The 22,493-nt window shown below is 63.2% G+C and carries 23 protein-coding genes and 1 tRNA gene; 15 read left to right on the top strand and 9 right to left on the bottom strand.

All coding sequences use genetic code 11. The features are described 5' to 3' along the window. Positions 1-30: 30 nt before the first annotated feature. The 6 genes from F8A10_RS16345 to dld form a co-directional block, all read right to left on the bottom strand. Positions 31-588, bottom strand: a complete 558-nt coding sequence (locus F8A10_RS16345) for a 2'-5' RNA ligase family protein (RefSeq protein WP_152367912.1) — start codon at positions 586-588, stop codon at positions 31-33. A 48-nt stretch (positions 589-636) separates the two neighbouring features. Next, positions 637-1,281 carry a LutC/YkgG family protein gene (locus F8A10_RS16350; protein ID WP_152367913.1) on the bottom strand — a complete coding sequence of 215 codons (645 nt, stop codon included), beginning with the start codon at positions 1,279-1,281 and terminating at the stop codon, positions 637-639. Then, complete coding sequence (locus F8A10_RS16355) at positions 1,278-2,681, bottom strand: LutB/LldF family L-lactate oxidation iron-sulfur protein (RefSeq protein WP_010398808.1); 1,404 nt, start codon at positions 2,679-2,681, stop codon at positions 1,278-1,280. The genes F8A10_RS16350 and F8A10_RS16355 overlap by 4 nt, the downstream gene beginning before the upstream one ends. Beyond that, a complete protein-coding gene (locus F8A10_RS16360; protein WP_010398809.1) occupies positions 2,678-3,448 on the bottom strand; it encodes a (Fe-S)-binding protein in 771 nt (256 codons plus the stop codon). The genes F8A10_RS16355 and F8A10_RS16360 overlap by 4 nt, the downstream gene beginning before the upstream one ends. 84 nt (positions 3,449-3,532) lie before the next feature. Next, positions 3,533-5,221 (bottom strand): L-lactate permease, encoded by a 1,689-nt coding sequence (locus F8A10_RS16365; protein WP_085502774.1) that lies wholly within the window; start codon positions 5,219-5,221, stop codon positions 3,533-3,535. A 193-nt stretch (positions 5,222-5,414) separates the two neighbouring features. Next, positions 5,415-7,124 carry a D-lactate dehydrogenase gene (dld, locus tag F8A10_RS16370; RefSeq protein WP_010398818.1) on the bottom strand — a complete coding sequence of 570 codons (1,710 nt, stop codon included), beginning with the start codon at positions 7,122-7,124 and terminating at the stop codon, positions 5,415-5,417. Between the two features lie 225 nt (positions 7,125-7,349). Here dld and F8A10_RS16375 point away from each other — a divergent pair, with 225 nt between their 5' ends. The 8 genes from F8A10_RS16375 (at position 7,350) to F8A10_RS16415 (ending at position 12,701) form a co-directional block, all read left to right on the top strand. Beyond that, the gene (locus tag F8A10_RS16375) at positions 7,350-8,123 is read left to right on the top strand and encodes an FCD domain-containing protein (protein WP_010398821.1); all 774 of its coding nucleotides are present in this window, start codon (positions 7,350-7,352) and stop codon (positions 8,121-8,123) included. A 62-nt stretch (positions 8,124-8,185) separates the two neighbouring features. Continuing rightward, positions 8,186-8,464, top strand: a complete 279-nt coding sequence (locus tag F8A10_RS16380) for a hypothetical protein (protein WP_010398823.1) — start codon at positions 8,186-8,188, stop codon at positions 8,462-8,464. Between the two features lie 118 nt (positions 8,465-8,582). Then, the gene (locus tag F8A10_RS16385; protein ID WP_010398825.1) at positions 8,583-9,959 is read left to right on the top strand and encodes a GntP family permease; all 1,377 of its coding nucleotides are present in this window, start codon (positions 8,583-8,585) and stop codon (positions 9,957-9,959) included. Continuing rightward, positions 9,944-10,489, top strand: a complete 546-nt coding sequence (locus F8A10_RS16390) for a gluconokinase (RefSeq protein WP_085502778.1) — start codon at positions 9,944-9,946, stop codon at positions 10,487-10,489. Before F8A10_RS16385 ends, F8A10_RS16390 begins: the two co-directional genes overlap by 16 nt. A gap of 591 nt (positions 10,490-11,080) precedes the next feature. Then, positions 11,081-11,380, top strand: coding sequence for a contractile injection system protein, VgrG/Pvc8 family (locus F8A10_RS16400; RefSeq protein WP_227493463.1), 300 nt, complete (start codon positions 11,081-11,083; stop codon positions 11,378-11,380). Positions 11,381-11,450: 70 nt separating this feature from the next. After that, positions 11,451-12,113, top strand: coding sequence for a hypothetical protein (locus F8A10_RS16405; RefSeq protein WP_152367914.1), 663 nt, complete (start codon positions 11,451-11,453; stop codon positions 12,111-12,113). 14 nt (positions 12,114-12,127) lie between these two features. Continuing rightward, a complete protein-coding gene (locus F8A10_RS16410; protein WP_152367915.1) occupies positions 12,128-12,379 on the top strand; it encodes a hypothetical protein in 252 nt (83 codons plus the stop codon). 79 nt (positions 12,380-12,458) lie between these two features. Then, positions 12,459-12,701 carry a hypothetical protein gene (locus tag F8A10_RS16415; protein ID WP_152367916.1) on the top strand — a complete coding sequence of 81 codons (243 nt, stop codon included), beginning with the start codon at positions 12,459-12,461 and terminating at the stop codon, positions 12,699-12,701. Between the two features lie 925 nt (positions 12,702-13,626). Here F8A10_RS16415 and F8A10_RS16420 read toward each other — a convergent pair. Further along, positions 13,627-13,702, bottom strand: a tRNA-Lys gene (locus F8A10_RS16420). A gap of 97 nt (positions 13,703-13,799) precedes the next feature. On the opposite strand from F8A10_RS16420, the gene dapF reads away from it, so the two are divergent. From dapF to F8A10_RS16455, 7 genes are all read left to right on the top strand, one after another. Continuing rightward, positions 13,800-14,627 carry a diaminopimelate epimerase gene (gene dapF / locus F8A10_RS16425; RefSeq protein ID WP_152367917.1) on the top strand — a complete coding sequence of 276 codons (828 nt, stop codon included), beginning with the start codon at positions 13,800-13,802 and terminating at the stop codon, positions 14,625-14,627. Then, the gene (gene mtaB, locus F8A10_RS16430) at positions 14,624-15,895 is read left to right on the top strand and encodes a tRNA (N(6)-L-threonylcarbamoyladenosine(37)-C(2))-methylthiotransferase MtaB (protein ID WP_010398519.1); all 1,272 of its coding nucleotides are present in this window, start codon (positions 14,624-14,626) and stop codon (positions 15,893-15,895) included. Before dapF ends, mtaB begins: the two co-directional genes overlap by 4 nt. Before the next feature lie 82 nt (positions 15,896-15,977). Next, positions 15,978-16,895 (top strand): histone deacetylase family protein, encoded by a 918-nt coding sequence (locus tag F8A10_RS16435; protein WP_152367918.1) that lies wholly within the window; start codon positions 15,978-15,980, stop codon positions 16,893-16,895. Continuing rightward, the gene (locus F8A10_RS16440; protein ID WP_010398515.1) at positions 16,892-17,128 is read left to right on the top strand and encodes an exodeoxyribonuclease VII small subunit; all 237 of its coding nucleotides are present in this window, start codon (positions 16,892-16,894) and stop codon (positions 17,126-17,128) included. Before F8A10_RS16435 ends, F8A10_RS16440 begins: the two co-directional genes overlap by 4 nt. Next, positions 17,128-17,991: a polyprenyl synthetase family protein gene (locus F8A10_RS16445; protein ID WP_010398513.1), complete on the top strand. Its 864-nt coding sequence runs from the start codon at positions 17,128-17,130 to the stop codon at positions 17,989-17,991. Before F8A10_RS16440 ends, F8A10_RS16445 begins: the two co-directional genes overlap by 1 nt. Positions 17,992-18,017: 26 nt before the next feature. Beyond that, complete coding sequence (gene dxs / locus F8A10_RS16450) at positions 18,018-19,943, top strand: 1-deoxy-D-xylulose-5-phosphate synthase (RefSeq protein WP_152367919.1); 1,926 nt, start codon at positions 18,018-18,020, stop codon at positions 19,941-19,943. Positions 19,944-19,952: 9 nt separating this feature from the next. Next, complete coding sequence (locus tag F8A10_RS16455; RefSeq protein ID WP_152367920.1) at positions 19,953-20,576, top strand: COG3650 family protein; 624 nt, start codon at positions 19,953-19,955, stop codon at positions 20,574-20,576. On the opposite strand, the gene F8A10_RS16460 is transcribed toward F8A10_RS16455, so the two are convergent. Further along, complete coding sequence (locus F8A10_RS16460) at positions 20,573-21,448, bottom strand: SDR family oxidoreductase (protein ID WP_152367921.1); 876 nt, start codon at positions 21,446-21,448, stop codon at positions 20,573-20,575. The genes F8A10_RS16455 and F8A10_RS16460 overlap by 4 nt on opposite strands. After that, positions 21,445-22,431, bottom strand: coding sequence for an LLM class flavin-dependent oxidoreductase (locus F8A10_RS16465; protein WP_152367922.1), 987 nt, complete (start codon positions 22,429-22,431; stop codon positions 21,445-21,447). The genes F8A10_RS16460 and F8A10_RS16465 overlap by 4 nt, the downstream gene beginning before the upstream one ends. Between the last annotated feature and the right edge of the window lie 62 nt (positions 22,432-22,493).

Genomic DNA, 22,493 nt, shown 5'->3' on the forward strand with positions numbered 1-22,493 from the left:
AGGTGAGCAAAGGAGATTGTCGATAACGCTTCAGGTCAGCGGCCAGCGCGCCAAAGGCACATGTCGCCCCAATCCCTGCAAGCTGTCGATCAGAACCAGCTCATTCACCCGCCAGCGGACAGGGGGCACGGCAATCCCTGCGGGGGGCAGCGGCTTGCCATAGGCCAGGGTTACATGCGGCGTGACCCGGTGACGGGCGACGGCCAGCCCGGCACCGGCAAGGCGCTGCCACAGCTGCTGGCACAGCGCGTCGGGTGCGGGGTTGATCTGGCGTCCGGCGAGCACCAGCGGCCGGTCGCGTCGTCGCGGCGGGCCAAAGGTGGTCAGCAGGTCGAGCACCAGATCAAAGGCCGGAAAATCCAGCCCCTCGACCGCATGCGCCAGTCCTTTTGCAAGGCACGGTTCAAACTGCGGGCTGCGCAGCACCGGCAGGATGGTCATATGCAGTGTTGAGCGGCGAAAGCGGTCGCGTCGCTCGGCCAGATGCCAGACGGTCTCCATCTCTGCGGCCACATCGGGCGGCGGTATCGCAACAAAGAGCAGGAAATGCTCGCGCGCGGTTTCTTGCGATTTCGGGGCGTCGGGCATGGCGGCCTCATGTCATTACCGCCATGCTAGGACAAATCGTGGCTCGGGTCAGCCCGCCCCGCTGACAAGGATCACATGCAGAAAGCCCGGCCCATGCGCGCCGCGCACATAACTGCCTTCAATATCGGTCGTGCCGCTGGGCCCCGTGATGAGGATCGCATTGCGCGGCACCTGCTGCGGCGACAGGCGGGCGGCATAATCCTCAAGATACGGCAGCAGGGTGGCCTCACGCAGCACCACGATATGATGCAGCGGCAGAAAGGACATCAGAATCGGATTCCCGGGCCCCGAATGGATGACGAGCGAGCCGCTTTCGGCAATGCCCCATAGTGCAAGGCCAAGGGCGGCGGGCTCGTCCGGGGCAATCTGCGGGCTGGGGGTGATGCCTGCCCAGTCCAGCGCGGAAAGTTCGGGCGTAGGTTGCATGGCAAGGCGGGGTGGAAGGCCATGCGCCTTAAGATAGCGCGCAGCCGCCTGCGGCACCCCGGCCATGCCGGACACACGGTCGATGGTGGTGCCAATGGCTGCGGCCTTTTGCGCAAAGGCATCGGGCAGGGCGGGGGCGACAAGCGCCGGGCGTGCCGTGTCCACCGGCTCAAGCAGCAAGGCGGCCTCGACGGCGATCTCATTGGCCGGTTTGCCGGGGCCAAGCGTGGCGCGGATGGCGGACAGGATACGGTCGCGGGCGGTCATTTGCGGGCCCTTTGTTCAGCCCGGTACTGATCCATAAAGCTTTTCGCCGCTGGTCGCGGCATATCGCGGTAATCGGTCCAACCCCGGGCCAGCGGCAGGCGCGAGATCCAGCCGGATCTGCCAAACAGCCGCAGGACGCGCAGCCCCAACCGGGTCGCAAGCCGGTAAAGCCGGGGGCGGCGGGCGAACTGCGCCCAAAGACCGATCCCGGCGCGGACCGGTGCAGGCTCAAGTCCCTCGCGCCAGCTACGGCGTCGCCAGGCGCGCAGCAGCGTTGGCAGCGGGATCCCGACCGGGCAGACCTCGGCGCAGCGGCCGTTCATGGTGCAGGCGTTTGGCAGATCGCGCGAGATGGCAAGCCCGTCCAGCACCGGCGTCAGGACCGAGCCCATGGGCCCCGGATAAGTCCCGCCATAGGCATGTCCCCCGATCTGGCGATAGACTACGCAATGGTTCATGCACGCCCCGCAGCGGATACAGCGCAGCATGTCGCGAAACTCGTTCGCCAGCATTTTCGTGCGGCCGTTATCGACCAGGACGATATGCATCTCTTCCGGACCGTCGGCATCGCCCGTGCGTCTGGGCCCGGCGTGAAAGGTTGTGTATTGCGTCATCTCGCCCCCGGTGGCCGAGCGGACCAGCAGGCGCAACAGTGCAAATGCATGCGCGGTCGAGGGGACCAGCTTCTCGATCCCGGCGGTGACGATATGGATGCGCGGAGGGGTGGTGGTCAGCTCGGCATTGCCCTCATTCGTGACCGTGCAGGTGGCCCCGGTATCGGCGATCAGGAAATTCGCACCCGAGATGCCGACATCAGCCGAAAGGAACTTTTCCCGCAGCACCCGACGCGCGCTTTGCACCATGGTCGCCGGGTCCTCGGCCGCGGGCGGTGGCTGGTGAGCGGTCTTGAACAGCTCGGCCACCTGCTCGCGCGTGCGATGCATGGCGGGCCAGATGATGTGCGAGGGATGCTCTCCGGCAAGCTGGATGATATGTTCTGCAAGATCGGTCTCGACCCGCTCGATCCCCGCATCGGCAAGGGCATGGGGCAGGCCGATTTCTTCGCCCAGCATGGACTTGGAACGTGTGACCCGCCGCGCATTGGCCGCCAGGCAGATATTGGTGACGATCGCGCGGGCCTCGGCATCATCGGCTGCCCAATGGACCTGTGTGCCACGGGCGGTGGCGTTTCTCTCGAACATCTCCAGATAATGGTCGAGATGGGCGATGACGTGATCCTTGATCGCCTGACCCCGGGCACGGGCGGCCCCGAATTGGGGAAAGTCGGCGACGGCCGCGGCGCGCTTGCGCTCGGCATTGCCCGTGGTGCGGTCGATGGCAAGCTTCAGCACCGGATCGGCCAGCGCAGCCGCGACGCGGTCCTTGAAACGAGCGGTCATGACGCCTCCTCGCCGATGGCTGGTCCCCCGGCACGTCCGGCCAGCACCTCGATGGTGTGAAAACAGCGGGTCCGCGCGCCGCGACGATGCAGCTTGCCGGCCATGTTCATCAAACAGCCCAGATCGCCGGCCAGCAGGATATCTGCTCCGGTTCCCTCGATGGCCTCGGCCTTTTCGGTAACGATGGCATTCGAGATGTCCGGGTATTTCACGCAGAACGTCCCGCCAAAGCCGCAACAAACATCATTGCCCGGCAGCCCACGCATGTTCAGCCCCTCGACATGGGACAGCAGCGCACGGGGCTGTTCGGCGACACCCAGGTCGCGCAGGCCCGAGCAGCTGTCGTGATAGGTCGCCGATGCCTCCAGCCGCACGCCCTGTGGCACATAGCCCAAGACGTCATGCAGAAAACTTGTGATCTCATGGGTCTTGGCTGCCATGGCCCGGGCGCGTCCGGTCCAATCCGGGTCGTCCGCCAGAAGCTCGGGATAGCCATGGACCATGGTTGCCGCGCAGGAACCCGAAGGCAGGACAACATAGTCATACCCCTCAAAGGCGGCAATCGTCTGACGGGCAAGTAAGGCGGCATTGCGGTCATTGCCGCTGTTCAGCGCCGGCTGGCCGCAACAGGTCTGAACCTGCGGTACCTCGACCTCGCACCCGGCCTTTTCCAGCAGTTCAAGGGCGGCAAAGCCGATCTGAGGACGGATGGCATCGACAAGGCAGGTGACGAACAAACCGACCCTGGGCTTTGGCTGTGCGGACATGGCTGCGCCCTTTGCTTCTTTCGTGGATAAATATCCCGGGGGTCCGGGGGCAGCGCCCCCGGTCCGTTTCGCAAGGCTCTGGCCTCAATCGGCCGGGGCGGTGATGGGCGGTGCTTCGGGCACCATCCCGCTAAAGGGCGGCAGATAGGCCTGGGCCATGACCAGCACGCCGACCAGTGCCGCCAGTGCCACCGAATGGAAGAACACAAAGCGCAGGATCGAACCTTCGCGCCCGTACCATTTGGTCGCGGTCGAGGCGACGACGATCGACTGGGCGTCGATCATCTTGCCCATCACCCCGCCTGACGAGTTCGCGGCGGCCATCAGAACCGGGTTCAGGTTCAGCTGCTGTGCGGTGACCTTTTGCAGCCCGCCAAACAGCACGTTCGATGCCGTGTCCGAGCCGGTGACGGCAACCCCCAGCCAGCCAAGCAGCGTGCCAAAGAATGGATAAAGCCAGCCGGTATTGGCAAACGCCAGACCCATGGTCGCATCAAGGCCCGAGTAGCGCGTGACATAACCAAGGGCCAGCATGCAGGCGATGGTGATCAGCGAAAAGCGGATCATCCAGAAGGTCCGGCCATACATCCGCAGCAGCGCCATCGGGCTATAGCCCAGCAAAATCCCCGAGACGAGCGCCGACAGCAGAATGCCGGTCCCGGTCATCGACAGGATGTTGAAGCTGAAGACCGCGGCCTCGGCATGGGGTTCGGGGGCGACCGGGGGCACTTTCTGGACCAGACCGTCCAGACCTGCGACCGGGATCTTGGCGCTCCAGATGCCGTCAAGCAACGCCTTCATCTGCGGGACACCCCACAGGAAGACAAAGATCGACAGGATCACCCAGGGCATCCAGGCTTTCAGCACTGATCGGCCCACGGCCGCGGCATCAGAGCCCTCTTCAGTACCGTCCCTGACCTCGTCCGAGGACCAGTCGCGCGGCGCTTCGGTGATCGGGTTCTTTGGCCGCCACACACGCAGGAAACCGGCCAGACACAGCATCGAGCTTATCGCCGCGATGATGTCTACCAGCCACGGCCCGTGAAAGTTCGAGACGAGGTATTGCGGCACCGCGAAAGAAACCCCGGCAACCAGCAGCGCCGGCCAGACCTCGATCATGCGGCGGAAGCCGACAAAGGCCCAGATCAGCCAGAAGGGTACGATGACGGAAAAGAACGGCAGCTGACGACCGATCATGGCCGAAAGTTCCATCAGGTCCAGTCCGGTGACGGCCGAAAGCGCGATCACCGGTGTCCCAAGCGCGCCATAGGCGACAGGTGCCGTATTGGCGATCAGCGACAGGCCCGCGGCTGACAGAGGCGAAAAGCCCAGACCCATCAGCATGGCTGCGGTTACCGCGACCGGTGTGCCGAACCCTGCCGCGCCCTCGAAAAACGCACCAAAGCTGAAGGCGATGAACAAAAGCTGCATCCGCCGGTCGTCCGAGATGTTGCGGATCGAGTGTCGCAGCACATCGAACTCGCCCTTTTCGTTGGTAAGCTGGTAAAGAAAGATGACGTTCAGGATGATCCATCCGATCGGCATCAGGCCATAGGCTGCGCCATAGACGGCGGACATCCCGGCCAGACCGACCGGCATGCCAAAGCCGACGATCGCCACGGCCAGCGCGGTGACCAGGCCCAGCATGGCGGCGATATGGGCGCGGATCTCGAAAATACCGATGGCGCCCAGAAGCACCAGCACCGGAATGGCGGCAGCGATGGTCGACAGGACCATATTGCCGAATGGATCGTATATCTGTGACCAGATCATGAAATGTTCCCTGTCATGGCAGCTATGTCAGCGCGGTGCGATGCGGCGCGACCGGGCTGCTGCTTTGGCTGTCCAGATGAAGCATTGTGAACGCGACGCCGGCGATCCGGGCGCGGCGGGACTGCATGTCTTTCCTCCCTCTCTCCTCTCCTGATGGTTCCTGCTGGCGCGGGGCCGGCGGTTCAGGGCCCGCTTATTGCCAATGCGCGCATTTCGAGGTCTGGCCGATGCCGGGGTTCATGCTGTTTGTGGGGTCGAGCTGCCGATAAAAGCCCGCGAGCTCCGGCTTGGCGTGATAGAGATGACCGACATTGTGTTCGGCCGGGTATTCGGCACTGCGCTGGTCAAGCAGGCGCCACATCTCATGTTCGACAGCGATGCAGTCGTGGCCCTTTTTCACCACGTAATCCTGATGGAAGACGTGGCAGAAGAAATGGCCGTAATAGAGTTTCTTCTCGATTTTGTCGGCCAGTTCGGGCGGCAGCCGCTCGACCCAGTCGCGGTCGTTGCGGCGCAGGGCGATGTCCAGCGCGACGATATCCTCGACCTCGCGGGCGTGGATCGCGCGGTAACGAACCGCCGCGCCGGCGACGGCAAAGCGGTGCAGAAAGGCGGCCGTCCCCTCATCCGGGTTGCATTCGAACATGTCCCCCTGAGCCGAGGGGAAAATGCTGCCAAGATAGTCGCGCGCCTCGGCAATGCCCGCCCCGCCCATGCGCAAAAGCAGGTGGTGTTCGTAGCGGTCACGGAATTCGTTCATGCGCCGGGGCAGATGCTGGGGCGCCAGCGAAGCAACGGCCTGCGCCAGCCGATCCGACAGGGTTGAGCCAAGACCAAGGCGTTCGGTCAGCGCATCCATCCGTGACTTGGCGGAAAAAAAGGCTGGCATGCGGTCGGTGCCGGCGTGGCGGATGAACAGGAAGGTGTCCTTGCCGTATTTGGCCGCGACGTCATAGGCCTCGCGGTGGATATATTCCCCGGCAATGGGCAGGTGACGGAAACTGGCAAGGATATGACGGCGAATCCCGGTCAGTTCGTCGGGGTCGTTGGTGCCGATGTAAAAGACCGCAGTTTCCTTTTCCGCCTTGAATGTGTCGAGCCGCACGGCAAAGACCGCCAGCTTTCCCGCACAGCCCGCGGCCTCGCGCAGGCGGCGTGGGTCGGCGTTGAACCGGGCCGGGGTGTCCGCCTCGATATCGCGGACATGATCGGCATATTCGCGGTCCGAGGCCCAGGCGTCGGTCGGCGCGGGCACGGGCAGATCGCCGGTCTCGATGCGGGCGAGGATCTCTTCGGGGTCGTCACCCAGATCAAGCCCCAGATGGTTGACGAGCGCGACCGAACCGTCGGCGCGTACCTCGGCGTAAAGGCTCATCTCGGTATAGGCAGGGCCGCGCTGGATCAGTGCGCCGCCCGAGTTGTTGCAGATCCCGCCAAGGACCGAAGCACCGATGCAGGACGAGCCGATCACTGAATGCGGCTCACGTCCCAGCGGGCGCAGGCGTTTTTCCAGCGCATCCAGCGTGGCGCCCGGCAGGCACAGCACCTGATCGCCCCCGCCCAGCAGGTGGATGCCCTTTAGTCGCATGACTGAAATCAGCACGATCTCGCGGTCGTAATCCTGTCCCCAGGGGGTCGAACCGCCGGTCAGCCCGGTATTCGCCGCCTGCAGGATCACGGCCCGGCCCGAGGCGATGGCGGCGTTCAGCACCCGCCACATTTCGACCAGAGAGCCGGGGCGCACCACTGCCGCGACCGGCCCCTCGCCATAACGAAAGCCACGGGTATAGCGGCGCGTTGTCCGGGGCGCGGTCAGCACATGAGCGCGCCCCACGATCTGGCGCAACTGGTCCAGCAGCCGGGTGCGGTCTGCGGCTGGCCTGGCGTCGCCGGGTCGCGTCATGGCTTTCCCCCCTCCCGTTCTTGCCTGTCTGGGCGGTATCGGTCCCATGTCAGGCATAAGAATTGATCAGTTCATTTTACCCACCCCAATTTATTGGTAAAATGATTTTACCAATCGGGTCAAGCGGAGAATCCATTGCGCCCGGCCCGGTGCTATGGATAATCTCTTCGACCGGGCGCCGCCGGTTAACCTTCTGAAATTTCGGCGATCCGCAGGGGAATGGGCATGGCGAGCGAAGTGAACAAAGGCATCTCAGCCGCAGAGACAACCGCACGGCATATCGAGGACCTGATTCTGGAAGGTTCGCTTCGTCCTGGGGATTCGCTTTTGGCCGAGCGTGAGCTGGCGCTGCGGCTGAACGTTTCGCGCCCGACGCTGCGTCAGGGGATCCGCATGCTTGAAGACAAGGGGCTGATCGTCGCCGAACCGGGCGGCGCGCGCCGGGTGGCGCCGCTGGCGACCAGCATTACTGATCCGTTGATCGTTCTGATGGCCTCACGCCCAGAGGTGGTGGACGACTATCTTGAGCTGCGCGGCACGCTTGAGGGGATGGCGGCCAATCTGGCCGCAACCCGTGCCAATGATGTTGATCGTGCCACCCTGACCCGCTGTATGGAGCGGATCGACGAGGCCCATGACAAGGCCGATTTCCGCGACGAGGCCGAGGCGGATGTCGATCTGCATGTCGCCGTCTATGAGGCCAGTCATAATATCGTGCTGCTCCAGATCATGCGCGCGCTGTCGGGCATGTTGCGCAAGGGCGTCTTTCACAACCGGGAAAAGCTTTATGCCCGGCCCGAGGTGCGCGAGGTGCTGCGCAGCCAGCATCGCGCTATCTACAACACCATCATGGCACGCGACCCCGAGGCGGCAGCCCGCGCTGCCCGCGATCACATGGTTTATACCCAACGCGTCCGGGCCGAGATCATCGCGGCCGAGGCCCGGCTGGAGATTTCGCTGCGCCGGATCGAGGGCGGGAGCCTGACCCCGCGCAACTGAATGGCTTTGCCGGTTCCGGCATCCATGCCATCATCAAATCCCGCAACGACAGGGAGAAGGGCATGGACAGGATCGACAAGCTGACAGCCCGCATCGACGGGCTTGAGGGTCGCGTGATCGCGCATCGCCGAATGTTTCAGAAACTGCTGGATCTTTCGTCCGAAAGCGTCCGGGCCCAGATTCTGCGCTGGCTGGAAGACCGCGAGGTGATGCTGGACGGGCAAGAGGACCCCGGCGTGATCTCTGGTCCCGAGGCCGCGCTGGAGCTGGCGCTGTCGGATGAGATGCGCTTGTTGCACGATCTTGCCGCTGCTTCGCGGTCCCGTTTCGAGGCATCTTAACCTTTTTCGTCACATCCGTTAACGCTAACTTTCATCTGACCGTCACAAGCTGCGAAGGGCGTGGCGCGGCAGAACCAAGTTTACAGACCGTCCCACGACCATTCGCTGGAGGAGTTCCATGAATCCCGTCGAGCCCGTTCACAGCACGACCACGCTGCTGCTTATCGCTGCGGCAGCGGTGCTGGTCCTGCTGGTCCTGATCATGCGGTTTCGGCTGCATGCCTTTGTTTCTCTGGTGCTGGTCAGCCTTTTGACCGCCATGGTCGCGGGTATTCCCCTGGCCGATGTCATCCCGACGCTGTTGCAGGGCTTTGGCTCGACGCTGGCCACGGTGGCGCTGCTCGTCGGCTTTGGCGCCATGATCGGCCGGTTGCTTGAGGTTACCGGCGGGGCGCAGGTGCTTGCCGACCGGCTGATCGGTAAATTCGGGGCCAACCGAGCGCCCTTTGCGCTGGGCGTTGCCTCGCTGCTTTTCGGCTTTCCGATCTTTTTCGATGCCGGTCTGGTGGTGATGCTGCCGATCATCTTTAGCGTCGCCTATCGGTTCGGTGGCTCGGTGCTGCTTTACGCCTTTCCGGCGGCGGGCGCGTTTGCAGTCATGCACGCGCTGGTGCCCCCGCATCCGGGACCGGTTGCGGCAGGCGATCTGCTGGGGGCCGATATCGGGCTTCTGGTGCTGGTCGGGCTGATCGTTGCCCTGCCGACCTGGTATTTCGGCAGCTATCTGTTCGGGCTCTGGGCCGGGCGGCGGTTTGAACTGCCGATTCCAAAGCTGCTTGGCGCGGATGAAGCTGTGAACCACGACCGTGTCCCGCCAAGCTTTGGCACGGTGATGCTCGTGCTGCTTTTGCCGCTGGCGCTGATCTTTCTCAACACCGGGCTGAGCACGCTGGCGACCATGGGCGTGGTCAGCGGCGATGCGGGCTGGGTCACAGTGCTGCGGCTGATCGGCCAGACGCCGGTTGCGCTGCTGATCACCGTGCTTGTCGCCATGGCACTGCTGAGCCAGGGCCGTACCCCCGCCGAGATTGAGCGTATTATGGACAGCGCGCTGGGCCCGATCTGCTCGATCATCCTCGTCACCGGGGCGGGCGGCATGTTCGGCGGTGTGCTGCGCGCCAGCGGTATCGGCGAGGCGCTGGCCTCAAGCCTTGCCACGGTGGGCATGCCGCTGATCGTCGCTGCCTTTGTCATCTCGATGGCGCTGCGGGTGGCGCAGGGCTCGGCCACGGTGGCGCTGACCACGACCGCCGGACTGATCGCGCCGACGGTTGCCGCGACCCAGGGGCTTAGCGAGTTCGACCGTTGCTTTCTCGTGGTGGCGATTGCAGGTGGCGCAACGGTGCTGAGCCACTTCAATGACTCGGGTTTCTGGCTGGTTGGCCGTTTCCTTGAGATGGATGAAAAGACGACACTGAAAACCTGGACAGTGATGGAGACATTGCTGGGCACCATCGCCTTTGGCTTTGCCCTGATCGGATGGTGGCTGCTGTGAGCGGGGCGGTGCAACATATCGTGGTGATGGGCGTTTCGGGCGCCGGGAAAAGCACCACCGGAGAGGCGCTGGCCCGCCATCTGGGCTGGCCCTTTGTCGAGGGTGACAGTTTCCACCCCGAGGCCAATGTTGCCAAAATGCGGGCTGGCATCCCCTTGGATGATGCCGACCGCGAACCCTGGCTGCGGGCGCTGGCCACAGAGATCGCCCGCAATGAGGCGCAGCGCCAGTCCTCGGTCATGGGCTGCTCGTCGCTCAAGCGCGCCTATCGTGACATTCTGCGCACGGGCGCACCGGTCGTGCGCTTTCTGCATGTTCACGGTTCGCGCGAACTGCTGGAAAGCCGTCTTTCGCACCGTGAAGGGCATTTCTTTCCGGCCAAGCTGCTGGATTCCCAGCTGGCGACATTGGAGCTGCTTGGCCCCGACGAAGATGGCACGGTGGTCGATATGGCGCTGCCGGTCGAAGAGCAGGTGCGCAAGGCGCTGAGGCTGCTGGGGCTTGAGGGGAAAGAGGCCCGCCGCGCCTGACCCGATAGCCGGTGGATCCCCATATGAATACCCCGCCTGAGCGTCAGGCAGAGTATTCGCTATGTCGGAGTCTGGACTGTGTGCGGAGCGCCGCGCACAGTCGCTCTCAAGGGCTCACATGGGGACTTTTTCTTCAACTGGTATGATCCGGCATTTCGTCAGTCCTTTCCGTTGTTCCGGATCCGTGGTCCAAGCCCGTTTCGCGATCCGTGCGCGTGCCTGTCGCACCTATCAAACTCACATACGGTTGCCGCTCAGGGCGGCTGCACCATGATCCCGCATTCTGCGGGCGAGGGCTCGGGAGGACGGGACCATTCTGCTCTGCGGCTGTCGAAGCCACGCCCTAATAAGGTCGCTCACCCGGATCCGGCGGGGTTGATCAGATCCCTTCGAACATCATGGCCATGAACGTCAGACCGTCTTCATGGCAGCACCTTCGATTACCACTCCGGCTGCGAGATACTTCCACAGGGCGACCAGCAGTTTCCTCGTCATAGCAGCGATCATGGTCTTGCGAATGCGGCCGCCATGAACGCCCCCCTTCGCCAGTCCGAGCGTCTTGGCCGTCTGACGACCGCGCTTGGCGCTGACATGCTGGCGCTTCTGCGCTTTGACGGCACGGACCATCTCAACGACCTGTTCGAATACCGCGTCGAGGCGCTGGCCACCCGCGATGATCTCGACTTCGACGCGCTCATCGGCACCCATGCCACGGTCGAGATCGAGGGCCGTGAGGGCACCCAGCCTTTTGACGGCATCGTCACGCAGGCGCGATGGGCCGGGGTGGGCGAGAACGGCCACCGCTATGATCTGGTGCTGCGCCCGTGGTTCTGGCTGGCAGGACGGCGGCGCTGCCGGCGCACAGTCCCTCCCGCAACAGCCCGGATATGACACATTCCAGCATGCTGTCGCCGTTGAACCGCGCCCTTATGAATTTGAGATCCTTGGCGTGAAACCCGGCATGCCGATTGATGAGGCCGTGCGCCTGATCGAGGAACATCTTGGCAAGGAACTGTCGCCACTGGATGGCACGCTGCAGATCAGCAGTCCGGATGGGCGCACATTCCGTACGGAACTGCGCTTAGGCTATGAAACACCGGGTATCACCTTCTTCCTGCGCAATCAGGATGATCAGCCCTTTGACAGCCTGAAACTTGACGTCTCGACGCCGGCATCAGGTTCCGTGGTCACTGTCGTGCGCAGAGAGGTCAGGCTGAGCGCCAGCGATGGTCCTGACGGTGCCAGCCTGCTCGCCCAGCTGGAGGACCTGCATGGCGAGCCCTCCGAGACCAAGGTATCCCCGGGTACAAACTCCTGGCTCTGGGCAACAGATATGGATTACAGCGCCATCCCCTTTGTCGGCGGCGGTCCGGAACCACGCTACGCCTGTGTTCTCGGCCTGCCGGACAATGGGCGATACAGCTACGAGGCGCCGTTTCTGACTGAGGGACCAAACAACTGCGGCGCGACATTCGGAGTCAGTCATCGCACAAGCGCTACCACGGTCACGCTCAATTTCCGGCTGACGGATTACAAACTGGTCGATCAGGATCGGGAGGCCGCGAACTCTCAGGTGGACGAGAAACTGAGTGCGACAGCGGTGCCTTCGGATATGAAGCTGTAAGGAGAACGATCCGGATGGACGGAGACGATGTTTTCACCGAGCCGAGCGACGAACGATTGGCGGATAATAGCATGGAAAACCTGCAGGATATGCTGGCCCACTTGCGCGCCAATCCTGACGACGACAAGGAGTGCGACCTCGAAATTCGGATCCCGATGTCGGCGTTGCTGAAAATGTTGCTGCGCAGCACGCAGGAAGGAACATCTCTGAAAGATGTCATGTGGGATGCTCTCCGGCGTGCCGATCTTATCGGGGCTGTCACATAGCCTGAGCCAGGGCGACGCAGGTTGTAGCCTTGATCCCTGGCGAGTGCGGTATGATGATTGGTGAACCGGGAGGAGTGGTATGGCAGCATCATTTGGACAATCCAGACATCCGGACGAGGCGGCGTTGCTGGATTGGGTTCACTACGGTCCCAAGAATTCGGATATTTGGAACCTGGTTCGCTGTCTTGCACATCAGCATGGGATGCGCCTTGCTGAAATCGAAGCGTTGATCGATAGCGCGCTGAGATCGGAGCTGAAAAGGCGCGAAGATCAAGTGCGGGGCGTCAGTTCTGGCGTTGACCCGCGGCAGAGCATTAAATGACGGATTGTTTTTAGATTGACTCAGGTGGGCGTATGAATTATTTGGAGAATAGGTTTGCCGCTTCAGTGCGGTTTTTATGTTTCGGGTCGATGATTAACTTGACTGGCCGAATCATCATAGACTAGTCTGCCTGTATCTTGTGCTACCGCACGATGCAGATCCAACATGTTCCCACACAAGTCGCCAGGTTGCGATCAGCGCACTGCCATTAAAGATGCGCTCAGGCGCCAGGGCGTAACCTTGGCTGATGTCGCGAAATCCCTGAACATCAGTGCGGCTGTCGATCGTGTTAACGGGCGAGCGCCGCTCACGCCGAGTCGCCGAGCATGTGGCAATGGTCCTAAATTCGACCATAGAGGAGCTTTTCCTCGGTCTCTACCCCAGCACGGAGGCTCGCTCATGACCTGACAGTACGTTCAAGTTGAATGTATTTTCTGGAGCACCCCATGCTCCGTGGAAAAGAAAACGGGGCTTGTCGTTTGCACCGACATGCCCCGCCGCGGATCTCAGAAGAAACCCATCTCTTCCTTCTGAATCCTTCTTTTCCCCGAAAAAGTCAAGCCTCCGCAGAAGGACTGCGGAGGGCAGCCACATATTCGCGAATGAAGGAGTTCTGATATGCCTTTGGCATGTGAGACAAGTGTATTTTCCCCCGCCTTGTCCAGCACAGCGACCCGGCCGGTTGGGAAGCGGTCCCGCACGAGCGTGCGAACGTTCCTGCCACGCCGCACTGCCCTCAGACGGCTTTCCGCCCTTACCGACGGTTCTGCACATTGATGGAAGCATCCATGTAGTCTGCCGTAACTGCATGTCGTCGGCGGTTTCGTGAAGCGATAGCCTAGTGGACAGAAGATCTGTCAAAAATGGACAAAAAGCTGTCACAAATGGACAACTCGCATGTCACCTGACAACAAAGGATTTTCAGTGGTGAGCCCGACAGGATTCGAACCTGTGACCCACTGATTAAAAGTCAGTTGCTCTACCAACTGAGCTACGGGCCCATCGCACGGGGGGCTAACTAAGGTTGGTGGCGGACAGGGTCAAGCGGAAAAATCGCTGCCTCTGGCAGAATCTTTTCGGCAGGAGTATGTCGGCGCCATGGAACATCAGCAAAACCTTGGCCAGAGCGCCCTTCTGCCCTTTATGAAGATGCACGGGCTAGGCAATGATTTCGTGGTTATCGACAGCCGCGCCACTGGCGCGCTGCCTGATGCTGCGACTGTGGCCGCCATGGCCGACCGCCATCGCGGCGTCGGCTTCGACCAGCTGGCCGTTATTCTGCCCGACGAAAGCGCCGATGCGCGGCTGGTGTTCTATAATGCGGATGGTTCGCTTTCGGCGGCCTGCGGCAATGCCACGCGCTGTATCGCGCGCTTTCTGATGGACGAATCGGGGGCGACGGCGCTGCGTCTTGCCACGGATCACGCCCTGCTTGCTGCCGAGGACGCGGGCAACCGGCTGACGCGCGTGAATATGGGGGCTCCGGTCTTTGACTGGTCGCGCATTCCTTTGGCTGAGGATGTCGATACGCTGCATCTGCCGATTCCCGGCGATCCGGTGGCAACCGGTATGGGTAACCCGCATATCACCTTTTTCGTGCCCGATGCGGCGGCGGTCGATCTTGAACGATTCGGCCCCGAGCATGAGCATCATCCCCTGTACCCCCAGCGCACGAATGTTGAGCTGGTGCAGGTCGTTTCGGATAGCGAAATCATCCTGCGCATATGGGAGCGGGGGACGGGAATCACCCTGGCCTCGGGCTCATGCTCATGTGCGGCGGTGGTCGCTGCGGCGCGGCGTGGGCTGACCGGGCGCAGGGTGCGGGTCAATGTTCCGGGCGGCGTGCTTGAAATCGACTGGCGCGATGATGGCGTCTGGATGACCGGCCCGACTGCGCATGTCTTTGACGGGGTCTGGCGGGGATGAGCGTGCCGAAGCCGCCTGTCTTTGCCACGCTTGGCTGTCGGCTGAATGCCTATGAGACCGAGGCCATGCGTGAGATGGCCGAGGCCGCAGGGCTGCAAGGTGCGGTGATCGTGAACACCTGCGCCGTCACGGCCGAGGCGGTTCGTAAGGCCCGGCAAGAGATCCGGCGGCTTGCACGCGAAAACCCCGGTGCTCCGGTCATTGTCACAGGCTGTGCGGCCCAGACCGAGCCCGAGACATTTGCCGCCATGGCCGAGGTCACCCGCGTCATCGGCAACCATGAAAAGATGCAGCCCGCGACCTGGGCCACGATGCAGGCCCCCGACCTGATCGGCGAGACCGAAAAGGTGCAGGTCGACGACATCATGTCCGTGCGTGAGACGGCTGGCCATCTGATCGACGGTTTCGGACGCCACCGCGCCTACGTGCAGGTGCAGAACGGCTGTGATCACCGCTGCACCTTCTGCATCATCCCCTATGGCCGGGGCAATTCACGCTCGGTTCCGGCGGGGGTGGTGGTCGAACAGATCAAGCGCCTGCGCGACCGCGGCTTTAACGAGGTGGTGTTGACCGGGGTGGACCTGACCTCATGGGGGGCGGATCTGCCGGGCCAGCCCCGCCTTGGCGATCTGGTCATGCGCATTCTGCGGCTGGTGCCCGATCTGCCGCGTCTGCGCATCAGCTCGATCGATTCGATCGAGGCAGATGAGAACCTGATGCTTGCCATCGCCACCGAGCCGCGACTGATGCCGCATCTGCACCTGTCCTTGCAAGCGGGCGATGACATGATCTTAAAGCGGATGAAGCGTCGCCACCTGCGCGACGACGCCATCCGCTTTTGCGAAGAGGCGCGGCGTTTGCGGCCCGGCATCGTCTTTGGCGCCGATATCATCGCCGGTTTCCCGACCGAGACCGAGGCGATGTTTGAAAACAGCCTGAAGCTTGTCGATGATTGCGGGCTGACATTCCTGCATGTCTTTCCCTATTCGGCGCGCAAGGGTACCCCGGCGGCGCGGATGCCGCGTGTTCCGGGACCGGCCATCAAAGAACGTGCAGCAAGACTGCGTGCTGCGGGCGATGCGGCGCTGGCGCGGCATTTACAGGCTCAGCTCGGCGAATCCCGCATGGTGCTGACCGAGGGGCCCCGCCTTGGCCGGACCGAGCATTTTACCGAGGTGACCTTTGATCGCGACATGCCCGAAGGCTCGCTGACCGAGGTGCGCATAGCGGGCCATGACGGGCAGCGGCTGACAGTTCAGGCACTCTGAGGCAGCATCGCGGCTGCCGTTTTCGGCAGGATCGGGAACATTGTCTTGCCCGGAAAAGGTCCGTGGCCATAATCCTTGGCTGATGACCCTGTTATACACCCATCCGTCCGGCTTTTCGCATGTGACCCCGCCAAGCCACCCCGAGCGTGTGGGGCGGCTTGATGCCGTGCTTGAGGCGCTGGAGGATATGGACCTTGACCGCCGCGAGGCGCCCGAGGGCACGGATCAGGACATCCTGCGCGCCCATCCGGCGGAATATCTGGCGCTCGTGCAGCGCAAGGTCCCGGCCGAGGGCTGGACGATGCTTGATTCGGACACCTATCTGGCGCCAGACAGTCTGACGGCGGCGCGTCATGCGGTGGGCGGGGTTTGCGCGGCAGTCGATGCGGTGCTGGCGGGCGAGGCTCCGAATGCCTTTGTCGCCATGCGTCCGCCCGGACACCATGCCGAGCGCGAAAAGGCGATGGGGTTCTGCATCTTTTCCTCGGTCGCCATCGCGGCCCTGCGGGCGCTTGATCACCACGGGCTGGACCGGGTGGCGGTGTTGGATTTCGATGTCCACCACGGCAATGGCACGCAGGATGTATTGTGGCATGAGCGGCGGGCCTTCTTTGCCTCGACCCATCAGATGCCGCTTTATCCGGGCACCGGCGCGGCCTCTGAACGGGGCGCGCATGGGCAGATCCTGAATATGCCGCTGGCCCCCGGCAGCGCGGGGGACGAAGCCCGCGCGGCATGGGAACAGATCTGTGAATGCGCCGAGGCGTGGCGGCCGCAGCTTGTACTGATCTCGGCCGGGTTTGACGCCCATGCCGACGATCCTTTGGCCGCGCTTATGTGGAGCGAGGCCGATTTCACCGCCATCACCCGAATGATCTGCGACACGGCGGCGACCTGTTCAGCCCCGGTGGTGTCTGCCCTTGAAGGGGGATATGATCTCGCCGCTCTGGGCCGCTCGGCGCGCGCCCATGTCGATGTGCTGAGGGAGACTGCGGCGTGACCGAGATCGAGAACATGTCCTTCGAAGAGGCGATGAAAGAGCTTGAGGCGACCGTCAGCCGGCTGGAACATGGCGAGGCCACGCTGGAAGAGGCGATCAAGCTTTACGAACGCGGTGCCGCATTGCGGGCACATTGCGACAAGCGCCTGCGTGAGGCCGAGGAACGGGTTGAAAAGATTACGCTGGCCGCGAATGGTCAACCCACAGGCACTGTCCCGGCCGAGGGACTGTGATGCAGGATCGTCTTGAGGATGTGAAGGCGCAGGTACAGACCGCGCTGGAAGGCGCAATGTCCTGCCTGCCGGATGGCGAGCTTAGCGATGCGATGCGTTACGCCTGTATCGGCGGTAAGCGCATCCGTGCCTTTCTGGTCATGGAATCGGCTCGGCTTTTCGGGCTGGGTGACAAGGCGTCGCTGCCCGTTGCTGCCGCGGTCGAGGCTTTACATGCTTATAGTCTGGTCCATGATGACCTGCCCGCGATGGACAATGACGACCTGCGGCGCGGTCTGCCGACCGTTCATGTCCAGTGGTCCGAGGCGACCGCGATTCTGGCCGGGGACGCCCTGCAGACCCTTGCATTTGGGCTACTGACTGACGCGCAGACCGGTTCGGCCGAGGTGCGGCTGGCGCTGGTGCGCGGGCTGTCCGAGGCGGTTGGCGCGCGCGGCATGGTCTGGGGGCAGGCGCTCGACATCGCGGCCGAGACCGCGATCACCCCCCTTGATATCGTTGCGATCAAGCGGCTTCAGCAGGCCAAGACCGGGGCGCTGATCCAGTTTGCCGCCACCGCCGGTGCGGTCATGGCGGGCGAGGACCCGGCCCCCTTGGCGGAATATGCGAAAAACCTTGGCCTTGCCTTCCAGATTCAGGACGATGTCCTTGATGTGACCGGCGACCCCGAGGCGATCGGCAAGCGCACCGGCAAGGACAAGGCGGCGAACAAGGCGACCTTTGTGTCGCTGCTTGGGCTTGAGGGTGCGCAGGACAAGGCGCGCAAGCTTGTGCGCCATGCCGAGGCCGCCCTTGAACCTTATGGCGAGGCGGCAGGAAACTTGCGGCAGCTTGCGCGTTTCGTTATCGAGCGCGACGCCTGACAGCCCGCCCGAGAGAGGGGCAAGCCATGACCACTGACCAGAACGAACATCGTCCCCTGACGCCGGTCCTGGATCGGGTGACACTGCCCTCGGACCTCAAAAACCTCAGCGACCGCGAATTGCGGCAGCTTGCTGACGAGCTGCGGGCCGAGACGATCAGTGCCGTCTCGGTCACTGGCGGCCATCTTGGTGCAGGGCTTGGCGTGGTCGAACTGACCGTCGCACTGCATGCCGTTTTCGAGGCGCCGCGCGACAAGATCATCTGGGATGTCGGCCATCAATGCTATCCTCACAAAATCTTGACCGGTCGGCGCGACCGCATCCGCACCCTGCGGATGGAGGGTGGTCTTTCCGGCTTCACCAAACGTTCCGAAAGCCCCTATGATCCCTTTGGGGCAGGGCATAGCTCGACCTCGATCAGCGCGGCACTGGGTTTTGCCATGGCCCGCGAACTGGGCGGCGATCCGGGCGACGCTGTCGCGGTGATCGGTGATGGCGCCATGAGCGCGGGCATGGCCTTTGAGGCGCTGAACAACGCCGGCGATCTGGGCAAGCGGCTGTTCGTGGTCCTGAACGACAATGAAATGTCGATTGCCCCGCCGACCGGGGCCCTGTCGCGCTATCTGACCCGCCTTTACGCCGAGGGTCCGTTCCAGGACCTTAAGGCGGTTGCCAAGGGCGCTGTCGGTTTTCTGCCCCAGCCTCTGCAAGAGGGTGCGCGGCGCGCCAAAGAGATGCTCAAAGGCATGACCGTTGGCGGCACCCTGTTCGAAGAGCTGGGCTTTTCCTATATCGGCCCCGTCGATGGCCATGATCTGGACCAGCTCTTGCCGCTGTTGCGCACGGTCAGGGCGCGGGCTGACGGGCCGGTGCTGATCCATGTCGTGACCCGCAAGGGCAAGGGTTATGCCCCGGCCGAGCGTGCCGCCGACAAGGGGCACGCTACCGCGAAATTCGACGTTCAGACCGGCGCGCAGGCCAAGGCAAAATCGAACGCGCCAAGCTATACCTCGGTCTTTGCCAAGGCGCTGGTCGATGAGGCCAGCCGCGATGCCCGCATCGTCGCTGTCACCGCTGCCATGCCCGACGGGACCGGGCTGAACCTCTTTGCCGAGCGTTTCCCGCGCCGTTGCTTTGATGTGGGTATTGCCGAACAACATGCCGTGACTTTCTCGGCCGGTCTTGCCTCGGGGGGGATGAAGCCGTTCTGCGCGCTTTACTCGACTTTCCTGCAGCGTGGGTACGATCAGATCGTCCATGACGTGGCGATCCAGCGCCTGCCGGTGCGTTTCGCTATCGACCGGGCCGGGCTGGTCGGTGCCGATGGCGCGACCCATGCCGGAGCCTATGACATCGCGTTTCTGTCGAACCTGCCGGGCATGGTGGTCATGGCTGCCGCGGATGAGGCCGAACTGGTCCATATGGTCGCCACCGCCGCTGCCTATGACGCGGGGCCGATCGCGTTCCGTTATCCGCGCGGCGAAGGCACCGGGGTCGAGATGCCCGAGCATGGCGAGGTTCTGGAAATCGGCAAGGGCCGGGTCGTGGCCGAGGGCAGGGGCGTTGCCATCCTGTCCTTTGGCACCCGTCTGGCCGAGGTGATGCGGGCTCGCGAAGCACTGTTCGTGCGTGGCATCCAGCCAACGATTGTCGATGCGCGCTTTGCAAAGCCGCTCGACCGCGATCTGATCTTGCGCCTTGCCTGCACGCATGAGGCGCTGATCACCATCGAAGAGGGCGCGGTCGGCGGCTTTGGCAGCCTTGTGGCGCAGCTTCTTTCCGATGAGGGCGTTTTTGATGGTGGGTTGCGTTTCCGCCAGATGGTTCTGCCCGACACTTTCATCGACCATGCCAGCCCCGAGGCCATGTACCGCGAAGCCCGCATGTCAGCCCCTGACATCGAGGCAAAGGTTCTGGAGATTCTGGGCGTGGCCGTGGCCAAACGTGCCTGAGAGGAAATAATGCTTCGTATCCTTCTGACTGGCCTTGCCCTTGCAATGCCTTTGGTCGCGCAGGCGCAGGACGACTACCTGCCGCGCCTTTTCGATGTCACCGTGGTCGAGACCTGGGACAAGCTGAACGTGCGCGAGGCGCCTCATGGTCAGGCCAAGATCGTTGGCACCCTTGCCTCGACCGCTAAGGGGATCGAGCTGATCGAACGCGATGCTACCGGCAAATGGGGCCGGGTGAATATCGGCGAAAGCTCGGGTTGGGTGGCGCTGCGCTTTCTCAAGCCGCAGGCCTCTGCGTGGAAGTCGGCCGAACTGCCCCTGACCCTGCAATGCTACGGGACCGAGCCGTTCTGGTCGGTCAAGACGGTGCAAAAGGGTATGGTCTTTAGCGAACCCGGCCAGCCCGAGCGCCAGCTTTCGCTGCGCAAGGTGATGGATAACGGCATTCCGGGCGATCCTTCGCGCGGTCTTGTCGCCGGGGATGACAAGGGTCGGCTGACTGCCTTCATGCGGCCCGAGCAATGTTCGGATGGCATGTCGGACCGCAACTTTGCCTTGGCGATCAGCGTAATTCTGGACGGGCAGGACCAGCCGTCGCGCATGCTGAACGGTTGCTGCTCGATCGCGCCCTAAACGCCGATGTTCTGGACCGTGATCCCTTCCGCCCTGGCCAGCGCCGCAAGTCCGGCGCGATAGTCAGGATAGCGCAGGGTCACGCCCAGTTCGGTTTTGATACGGTTGTTCGAGACGCGCTTGTTTTCGGCATAAAAACTGCGGGCCATCGGCGACATTCCGGCGGTGGCGAAATCCTCGGCCGGGGGCAGGGGCAGGCCCAACAGTTCCGCTGCATGACCGATCACCGTCTCGGGCGGGGCGGGGTCGTCATCACAGACATTATAGATCGCCCCGGGCCGTGGTGCCTTGATCGAGGCCAGCAGCACCTGGGCGATATCTTCGGCATGGATGCGCGAAAAGACCTGCCCTGGCTTGATAATTCGCCGCGCCGTGCCCTGACGCACCTTGGCGAAGGGTCCGCGGCCCGGTCCATAGATCCCGGCCAGACGAAAAATATGCAGCGGCAAACCGTGCCGGGCGGCAAGCTGCTGCCAACCCTCTTCGGCGGCGACCCGCTCGCGCCCGCGCTGGGTGGTGGGGGCGCAGGGTGTCTTTTCGTCCACCCAGTCGCCGTTACGGTCGCCATAGACCCCGGTCGTCGAAAGGTAGCCAAGCCAGCGCGGGCGTGCCGCCGCGATCTGGGCGCCAAAGGCCGCCAGAACGGGATCAGAGCCGCTATCAGGCCCAATCGAGACCAGAATCGCATCAGCCCCGGAAATCGCCCGGCCGACCGCTGCGTCATCCCCTGGCCAGATCAGCGGCTCTGCCCCTGTGGCTGTGACACGGGTGGTGTCGCTGCGCGTGGTGCCGGTCACCTGCCAGCCCTCAGCCCGCAGAAGCGGGGTGAGGAAGCCGGCAGAATAGCCGTGACCAAAGACAAGCATCCTCATGCGCGGCCCCGCAGGATCTCGGCTGCGATGGCAAAGCTGCGATGCCGGGCCTGTTGGTCAAAGATATTGCCGACAAGGATCAGCTCGTCTGGCTGATAACGGGTGATCAGTTCATCCAGCCGCGCGGCGACGGTCGCTGGTGTACCGACCGCACTGACCGAAAGCGCATGTTCGACCGAGGGCAGGATGCGCACCGGAATGGCATCCAGCACATCATCGACTGGCGGAGGCAGCAGCCCCGGCATCCCCAGCCGCAGCCGGGCAAAGCTGATCATCTGGCTGCTGCGCAGTTTTTGCGCCTCGGCATCGGTTTCGGCTGCGATGACGTTCACGGCCAGCATGAAACGAGGCCTGGTGCCGAACTCGGTCTGCTCAAACCGCTCGCGGTACAGTTGTGCGGCCTGATCCAGATCGCCGGGGGCAAAATGGCTGGCAAAAGCATAGGGCAGGCCAAGCGCGGCGGCGAGACTTGCACCGTAAAGCGACGAGCCCAGGATCCAGACCGGCACATTCGTCCCTTCGCCGGGGTGGGCCGCCACTGGTGCACCGGGGCGGGGCGGGCCGAGATAGCGCAACAGCTCGACCACATCATTGGGGAAATCTTCGTTGCGCTGCATCGAACGGCGCAGCGCATGCATCACCACCCCGTCGCCTCCGGGCGCGCGGCCCAGCCCCAGATCAATGCGCGGGCCGTGGATCGTCGCCAGCGTGCCGAATTGTTCGGCGATGGCCAGCGGTGCGTGATTGGGCAGCATTACGCCGCCCGCGCCGATGCGGATGGATTTCGTATGATCGGCGACATGGCCGATCAGGACCGAGGTGGCAGCACTGGCGATGCCGGGCATGTTGTGATGTTCGGCCAGCCAAAAGCGACTGTAGCCCCAGTCTTCGGCCGCCTGGGCCAGTGCAACGGAATTGGCAATGGCCTGCCGAGCATCCGAGCCCTCGGCGACCACCGCAAGGTCAAGAATGGAAAATTCCATGCGGATCACTCCTTTGCACATCAGATAGGGTCTCTGGTGGCGGCTTGCCAGCCCGGTGCGGC

This window comes from Paracoccus kondratievae (genome assembly GCF_009301415.1).
Taxonomy (GTDB): domain Bacteria; phylum Pseudomonadota; class Alphaproteobacteria; order Rhodobacterales; family Rhodobacteraceae; genus Paracoccus; species Paracoccus kondratievae.

Coding starts and splice junctions, on each gene's coding strand:
- F8A10_RS16385 (WP_010398825.1), top strand. CDS start 8,583: ATGAATCCCGTCGAGCCCGTTCACAGCACGACCACGCTGCTGCTTATC.
- dxs (WP_152367919.1), top strand. CDS start 18,018: ATGACCACTGACCAGAACGAACATCGTCCCCTGACGCCGGTCCTGGAT.
- F8A10_RS16435 (WP_152367918.1), top strand. CDS start 15,978: ATGACCCTGTTATACACCCATCCGTCCGGCTTTTCGCATGTGACCCCG.
- F8A10_RS16460 (WP_152367921.1), bottom strand. CDS start 21,448: ATGAGGATGCTTGTCTTTGGTCACGGCTATTCTGCCGGCTTCCTCACC.
- F8A10_RS16375 (WP_010398821.1), top strand. CDS start 7,350: ATGGCGAGCGAAGTGAACAAAGGCATCTCAGCCGCAGAGACAACCGCA.
- dld (WP_010398818.1), bottom strand. CDS start 7,124: ATGACGCGACCCGGCGACGCCAGGCCAGCCGCAGACCGCACCCGGCTG.
- dapF (WP_152367917.1), top strand. CDS start 13,800: ATGGAACATCAGCAAAACCTTGGCCAGAGCGCCCTTCTGCCCTTTATG.
- F8A10_RS16390 (WP_085502778.1), top strand. CDS start 9,944: ATGGTGGCTGCTGTGAGCGGGGCGGTGCAACATATCGTGGTGATGGGC.
- F8A10_RS16345 (WP_152367912.1), bottom strand. CDS start 588: ATGCCCGACGCCCCGAAATCGCAAGAAACCGCGCGCGAGCATTTCCTG.
- F8A10_RS16350 (WP_152367913.1), bottom strand. CDS start 1,281: ATGACCGCCCGCGACCGTATCCTGTCCGCCATCCGCGCCACGCTTGGC.
- F8A10_RS16465 (WP_152367922.1), bottom strand. CDS start 22,431: ATGGAATTTTCCATTCTTGACCTTGCGGTGGTCGCCGAGGGCTCGGAT.
- F8A10_RS16365 (WP_085502774.1), bottom strand. CDS start 5,221: ATGATCTGGTCACAGATATACGATCCATTCGGCAATATGGTCCTGTCG.
- F8A10_RS16455 (WP_152367920.1), top strand. CDS start 19,953: ATGCTTCGTATCCTTCTGACTGGCCTTGCCCTTGCAATGCCTTTGGTC.
- F8A10_RS16360 (WP_010398809.1), bottom strand. CDS start 3,448: ATGTCCGCACAGCCAAAGCCCAGGGTCGGTTTGTTCGTCACCTGCCTT.
- F8A10_RS16380 (WP_010398823.1), top strand. CDS start 8,186: ATGGACAGGATCGACAAGCTGACAGCCCGCATCGACGGGCTTGAGGGT.
- F8A10_RS16405 (WP_152367914.1), top strand. CDS start 11,451: ATGCCGATTGATGAGGCCGTGCGCCTGATCGAGGAACATCTTGGCAAG.
- F8A10_RS16355 (WP_010398808.1), bottom strand. CDS start 2,681: ATGACCGCTCGTTTCAAGGACCGCGTCGCGGCTGCGCTGGCCGATCCG.
- F8A10_RS16410 (WP_152367915.1), top strand. CDS start 12,128: ATGGACGGAGACGATGTTTTCACCGAGCCGAGCGACGAACGATTGGCG.
- mtaB (WP_010398519.1), top strand. CDS start 14,624: ATGAGCGTGCCGAAGCCGCCTGTCTTTGCCACGCTTGGCTGTCGGCTG.
- F8A10_RS16415 (WP_152367916.1), top strand. CDS start 12,459: ATGGCAGCATCATTTGGACAATCCAGACATCCGGACGAGGCGGCGTTG.
- F8A10_RS16445 (WP_010398513.1), top strand. CDS start 17,128: ATGCAGGATCGTCTTGAGGATGTGAAGGCGCAGGTACAGACCGCGCTG.
- F8A10_RS16400 (WP_227493463.1), top strand. CDS start 11,081: ATGCTGGCGCTTCTGCGCTTTGACGGCACGGACCATCTCAACGACCTG.